General features: G+C 32.6%; 4 protein-coding genes and 1 CRISPR repeat array. All 4 genes read right to left on the bottom strand.

Annotated features, from left to right (window positions below):
• Nucleotides 1-57: 57 nt before the first annotated feature.
• A CRISPR array of direct repeats spans nt 58-1,182; the repeat unit is 47 nt; unit sequence GTTGTGAATTGCTTTCAAAAATTATTATCTTCGTGACGAGGAACAAC.
• 57 nt (nt 1,183-1,239) lie between these two features.
• Complete coding sequence (gene cas2 / locus WBY99_RS07290) at nt 1,240-1,578, bottom strand: CRISPR-associated endonuclease Cas2 (RefSeq protein ID WP_423975671.1); 339 nt, start codon at nt 1,576-1,578, stop codon at nt 1,240-1,242.
• A complete protein-coding gene (gene cas1 / locus WBY99_RS07285; protein ID WP_423975670.1) occupies nt 1,575-2,468 on the bottom strand; it encodes a type II CRISPR-associated endonuclease Cas1 in 894 nt (297 codons plus the stop codon). Before cas1 ends, cas2 begins: the two co-directional genes overlap by 4 nt.
• A gap of 9 nt (nt 2,469-2,477) precedes the next feature.
• The gene (locus WBY99_RS07280; protein WP_423975669.1) at nt 2,478-2,945 is read right to left on the bottom strand and encodes an HIRAN domain-containing protein; all 468 of its coding nucleotides are present in this window, start codon (nt 2,943-2,945) and stop codon (nt 2,478-2,480) included.
• A gap of 3 nt (nt 2,946-2,948) precedes the next feature.
• Nucleotides 2,949-6,786, bottom strand: a 3,838-nt coding sequence (gene cas9 / locus WBY99_RS07275; RefSeq protein ID WP_423975668.1) for a type II CRISPR RNA-guided endonuclease Cas9, incomplete at its 5' end; no start/stop codon positions are given.

Genomic DNA, 6,786 nt, shown 5'->3' with positions numbered 1-6,786 from the left:
ATTATTATCTTCGTGACGAGGAACAACGATTCATAAAAAGATGATGCAGTAATTGATGTTGTGAATTGCTTTCAAAAATTATTATCTTCGTGACGAGGAACAACTTATCGAGAACGCATACAACCGAACCACCCGTTGTGAATTGCTTTCAAAAATTATTATCTTCGTGACGAGGAACAACTTCACAATCTTCGAGTTCGTAATCTTCTTTGTTGTGAATTGCTTTCAAAAATTATTATCTTCGTGACGAGGAACAACGTCTTTAGGAGACATCCACAGACTTAATACGTTGTGAATTGCTTTCAAAAATTATTATCTTCGTGACGAGGAACAACCGTTTCAGAAATTTAATGTCGTAAAAAATGGTTGTGAATTGCTTTCAAAAATTATTATCTTCGTGACGAGGAACAACCTAATTTTCTTGGTAATCTTTTCACCACCCGTTGTGAATTGCTTTCAAAAATTATTATCTTCGTGACGAGGAACAACCTAATTTAACAGCTGGTGATGTGAACTCTTGTTGTGAATTGCTTTCAAAAATTATTATCTTCGTGACGAGGAACAACAAATTTGGTATGATGATGACCGACGCCCGCGTTGTGAATTGCTTTCAAAAATTATTATCTTCGTGACGAGGAACAACAAGACGCTGGCTTTGTTTTGGTTTCGACTAGTTGTGAATTGCTTTCAAAAATTATTATCTTCGTGACGAGGAACAACCCCAAAATGAAAATGACTGTTGTAGGAAAAGTTGTGAATTGCTTTCAAAAATTATTATCTTCGTGACGAGGAACAACGCCAATGATGACGGAGTATCATTGATTCCGGTTGTGAATTGCTTTCAAAAATTATTATCTTCGTGACGAGGAACAACGACGGCATTTCAGAAGCCGTAACCAATGTAGTTGTGAATTGCTTTCAAAAATTATTATCTTCGTGACGAGGAACAACTAAGTTACAAACCTGATGCGATGGCCGTCAGTTGTGAATTGCTTTCAAAAATTATTATCTTCGTGACGAGGAACAACTAGCAGTACATATTCCTGCGATAATGATCAGTTGTGAATTGCTTTCAAAAATTATTATCTTCGTGACGAGGAACAACTTTAATTTTTAATATCAATATCATGTCAGAGTTGTGAATTGCTTTCAAAAATTATTATCTTCGTGACGAGGAACAACCTCAAACAATAATCTGCTGATTCTCAGTAGATTATTGTTGTTTTTAGGATATGGAATTTAGAATAATTCGAGCTGTTGGTAAGTCGGTGGTGGCTCTTCTTTATTTCTGGCAAAAAAGATTTCAATATCACCAAACTGCTTATCGGTAATACACATAATGGCAACTTTACCTGCTTTCGGAAGCATAAATTTCACCCGCTTAATGTGTACTTCAGCATTTTCACGGCTCGGACAATGTCTCATGTACATCGAAAACTGGAAGAGCGCAAAACCGTCATCCAACAAACCTTTACGAAAGCGGTTCGCATCTTTCATATTGGCTTTGGTCTCGGTTGGTAAATCGTACAATACTAAAACCCACATAATTCGGTAGGCATTAAACCTCTCGGCATTCATATTAATTCCGGATAATCAATCAAACGTTTTTCTCCTGTATAACACTTGTAAAGCGAGGTAGCGGTTGTTTTCACCGCCACCATTAATGGTCTTCTCTTGCCATCGATCAACACATCTTTGGTTGCAATTTGCAAGAGATGTGCTTTAAATCCTTTAGTCAATTCCTCTGAATCGGGGTTTTTAGTCAGCCAATCCATTACCAACAGATCTACAAAAGGACGGTAAGGCTCCATCAAGTCATCTGCTAAACAATACGGATTGTATTTGTTTTTATGAAAAATCCCTAAAACCGGAAGCAAACCCGTTTCTACAATCGCCCGTGCTACAATACTGCGCAAAACCGCATATCCAAAATTAAAAAACGGGTTTGGTGACTCCCCAAACCTTTGACGCAAAAAATCTAAACTGATGAGGTATTTCCAGTAATGTTGCGCTGCGATACCTTCCATATTGGTAATATCTCCAGTTTTTACATTATTCTGATAGTTAACCATTGGCTCATAATAATTTCCTAAACGGATTAAAACTTCCTTTTGGTTTTCAATTTTGCATTCTATGGTTTGCTTCCAGAGTTGTTTTTTTAGCGGTTCACTTGCTTCCAGTTGATCTTTGACTCTGTCTGAATGCTGGGAATGTCCGTACAACGGCAACATAATACCATGCGGCAAATGGTGTGCATCGCAACTGATGATTACCACATTATTTCCCATCATTTTCTGAATAAGCTGGTGGGAAATAGTGATTTGAAAGTGATCCAACATCAAAAGCCCCAAATCTTCCACCGGAACTTTACCTTTTATTTCCCTAGTTTCTGGACAAAGAATGTACATTTGTTCGTCTTTGAGTTTGAGATAAGCAGAATTGCCGATGTAGATGGAGCGGGTGATCATAATTAAACTTTAATAATTATTACGGTATAAATCTATCGCATCATCAGATCTATTTTCAGAACTCATCATTGTAATTAGCTTCTCTGATGGAATTACCAATTCTGCATATATTTCAATTGCAACTTTATTATCATAAGAATTCAAATCAATTTTACTGATTTTGCCAATCAAACTAATATTTTGATTCAGCATATTGGCTAAAACAATATTTTCATAAGCTGCGATGTAACCTAATTTATATTCTTTGAAACGTATTTCTGTAGCAAAAGCATCGTGAATATTTTCTGAATCTCTTTTTAGGACAATCTCATCTCCTTGCTTTAGTAATTCTGCAATTTTCTTAAAATCATAGAACTGAATGCCACGAACATAATTATCGTATATTTTAACCAATTGTGTAGTGAAATAGGAGGTTGTGGGAAGTATGATACCTCCCATTCCTAATCCTAATGATTTTATGAAGTCTGAACGGTTCATTTTTTAGGCTTTTGAAATGTTTCCAAGTCTATCAACTTTCAATTTGATAAAACTTTCCTTTATTGATTTTTTATTATAAGATGCTGTTTTAGAATCAAATGAACCTGAAGGCTTTTGTTTTTTTTCGTTCCAAGTCATATCCATTTCTTTAGGATATATATTTTTAGCGAATGAATTTTGACTAAAGTAGATGGTATATCCTGAAAAGTCATTGACATTATAAATTCTTTCTAGTTGAGTTTTATTTAATTTACTAAAGTCAATAAAATGTGGCAATTCTATTTCATCTTCTGCAGGAATATAAACCAAATCTAATGGTGATAAAGTTTGAAAAATAGAAAGTCCATTATTATTTAGTTCAGGAACTGGATTCAAATTTTGTTTTAATCTTTCAATAACTATATCTAAACGAATACTCTCAAAACTTTTTTTCCCGTTCTCATCTTTATATATAGCAAAAAATAAGTTGGGAGAACCTTGAACGTATTTACTAATTTTGTTCCCTGTTTGTCCTAAAGCAAACCTTCCTTTTCCTTTTTCATATAAACGAACCTTGAAAATTGCTTGATGTAATTTTCCATCATTATAATTTTCAATATTCTTGTTCAAGTCTTCAACACCTTCTGGGGAAAAAGCCAATTCGGGATTATTATCTTTTGTGTGAAGATAGTTTTTAAGTATTTTTTGAATTCCTGTATCAGTAATTTTGTTAATTTTTTCAATTGTAAAACTTGTATCTAAATTCTTTCTTGTTGCAGTTATAAATTCTCCATTGCTAATTTCTAACCAAGGTAAATCTATTTTTCCAGAAACCGTTTCTTCGTGCATCGGTTTTCGTATTGCCCAGTTCGTTCCTGTCTGCTCTACTCTTTCTTTTGTTTTTAAGCCGTCTTTTTCAACATATTTTTCATAATAGTTCGTAGCTTTATTAATAACACGAAGATTTTGTTTGAAACTTACAATAATGGTATCTAATTGCTGTTTTGCATCTATTGTGAAATCATCCCAAGGTTTACTAAATATCCATTTATAGTTTTCTTTTGACTCTCCATTATATTTTTTATAACAAAGATTTTTTCGTAGATCATAGCGAATATTTTGCTTCTCATCTTTAGTTTTTCCTTTCCTTAATGCATGCTCATTATTCATAAAATTAATATGCTCTTTCGTCGCACAAGCAATTACCAAAGCATCCATTGCGTGATGGCGATGGTCGATCCTTTTCTTTGAAAATCCTTTGGAAAGTTCAATCGGAACGGTTGGCAAAAATTTCTGATGGTTTTCATTCCAAGCAGTAAAATCAGTTGAATTGGTTAGCTGGTTCATTCGTTCAAAACGTGGCAGAATTAATTCATTCCAAACATCGTTTAATCCCCAATCTTGTTTTAATTGTGTGGTGATTTTTCCATTTCCAGGAACAATATTAATAGAATTTACGCCATCATCGTTATTTTCACCTCTAACAATATTGGAAAGCACTCCCGAAATGAATTTACTGATATAACGAGTATCATTCAACTGTCTTTCAATGAATTTTTCTGGAATTTCTTCCATTAAAAGTTTTGCTTTTTTGCCACGATTTTTGTCGTAATGTTTTTTAACAAAATCTTCGTATTCTTCTACTTCAAAAATCTTTACATTTTTTCCAAAACCACATTCCACAATTTGTCCGTGGAATTGTTTAATAAAACCAAGTCCAATATAATTGTCTTTCAGCTTATTTACTGCAGATTCGCAAATCACTTTATTGCTGAAACTATCATCAAAATAACGGCTTTTCGGAATGATGTGTTCAATTTCATATTCCGTTGTGAAAAGCTTATTTAATGGGATTATTTGCCCAGTATAAGGCGATTTATATTTCTGTTCTAACCACAGTTTATATCTTTTTAAATCTGAAGAATTTGGTTGTGCAGTTTTGCTGATTTTCAAAATATCATCTTCAATCTCAATATCTGAATTTAAAATTCCATCTTCATAAATTTTTAGAATTTCCTGTTGCATTGGCGAATATGGACGAACATTTTCTACCGAATTATCGTTCATCATTTCAGCTAATAATGCTTTAATACGGAGATTTGTGTTTTCATTTTCAGTAACAATATTGGTAATTTTCTTGCGGTCTTCGGCGGTATTTTTCATTTCTCTACCCAATTCAATATGAATCTCGCTAAAGAAATCTTTTGCGCCATTTCCATATTTCATCCAAATATCTTTTACCACACGAAGTGTTTCCGTAATAACCTGTTCAACAATCGGATTACGAAGCGAATGTTGCTTAAATTCTTTCAGATATTCCTCCAAATTATCTGCAGAATTCCATTTGCCAAGAACGGATGCCTCAGAATGTCTTCCATAAACAACATATTGAGCCAACCACAATTGCAAACCTTGAAAATCATTTTCTTTGGTAAGATGCAATGCCTTTTCTCTTACCCTATCTTTAATATTTTCGTCATATTCTCCAGTAATTATTTTTTCAATTCTTTGTTGAGAATAAAGGTCTATATTTTCCCAATTCCAATATTTTCCTAAACGCATTAATGGCAATAATTTCTTAATCGCTTTTTCAGAATAAGAGCCATATTCGCTTTTGAATGGCGGGAATTTTTTGAAAGCTTCAAAGAAAGAAGCTTCATCCAAATGATTTTTTCTGGCAAATGATTTCAGTGCTTTTTCATATTCTATTTTATCATTTATAGAATAAATCAAATGCCAAAGTTTTTGCTCAATTTCTCTTGTCAGAAATCCATCAGAAATCCCTTCAACTTTATCCAACCTCGATGAAATCATCGTTTTGATTTCGTTGCAAGGATATTTTTTATCTTCTACATACTTCCAACGATGAGTTTTTTCATTTAATTTAAAATGCTTTAACAATGCTTTTTGGTCAACCTCTTTTCTATTATTTAAGAATTCAAAAAGGTTTTCATAATCTTCATTAGAATTCAAAAATTCTTTCGTTACAGGATTTTGATCATCATCTTTTTTATAAATGGAAAGATTGTACATCCATTGCCAAATGCGGAATTCCTGATAATAAGGATTTGATTTTGGGATAGTTTTAAGATATTTCAACTGTTCTACTCCATTTTCATCTTTATATTTTCTAAATTCCAACGTACAATTGGAAATGGATGATTTTTGGCTTCTCAAAGGTCTTTGGTAAAAGATAATATCATCTAAAAATAAATGAACGAAATCTTTTTTGCTGAGCGTTAATTGATGCGCATCATTATTTCGATATAATTCACGAATGCAATCCGAATACAAATCATCATTTTGAAATTCAGGGTGAAATTCTTTTTGCTTTTCTAAAATTTGATTCAATTCAGATTTATAAAACTTTCTTTCAATTGTACGAACCAATTTTCCTTTTATCTTTTGCTTAGGATTTTGAAGGAGCGTTTCATAAATATAAGTTCCGACGGTTTTATGAGATTGATCGATTTGTTGTTCTGTTTTTGTTTTTATTGCAATCCAATCTTTTTCGGAATCAACTGCTTTAAAAGTTCTTTTAGTTTCGCCATTTTTCAAAAGAGATTCGGTTACTATAAATTCTTTTGAACGCTCAATCCAATCTTCAGTTTTTACTATTTGTTTGTCGTATTTCCACCCATTTTCAAAATAAACATCATAAAGAATTTTTCCTTTAACTTTTTCGCCAGAATCAACAATTCTATCAACTTTTAATTGAACAAAAATTTTATCTTTTTCTTCATCTAAATCCTCTCCTCTTAATTGATAATATCCACGTTTCTGATTAAAATTCAATAAAATCCAAGCTAATTCTTCTTTTTCTATTTTTTGAGTTAGTGCTTTTTTTCGGAGATAATAAATC

It is taken from the genome of Kaistella sp. (assembly GCF_049588135.1).
In the GTDB taxonomy this organism is placed as follows: Bacteria; Bacteroidota; Bacteroidia; order Flavobacteriales; family Weeksellaceae; genus Kaistella.
The sequence above is the reverse complement of the archived record's forward strand: the minus strand, read 5'-3'. Positions and strand labels throughout refer to the sequence as shown.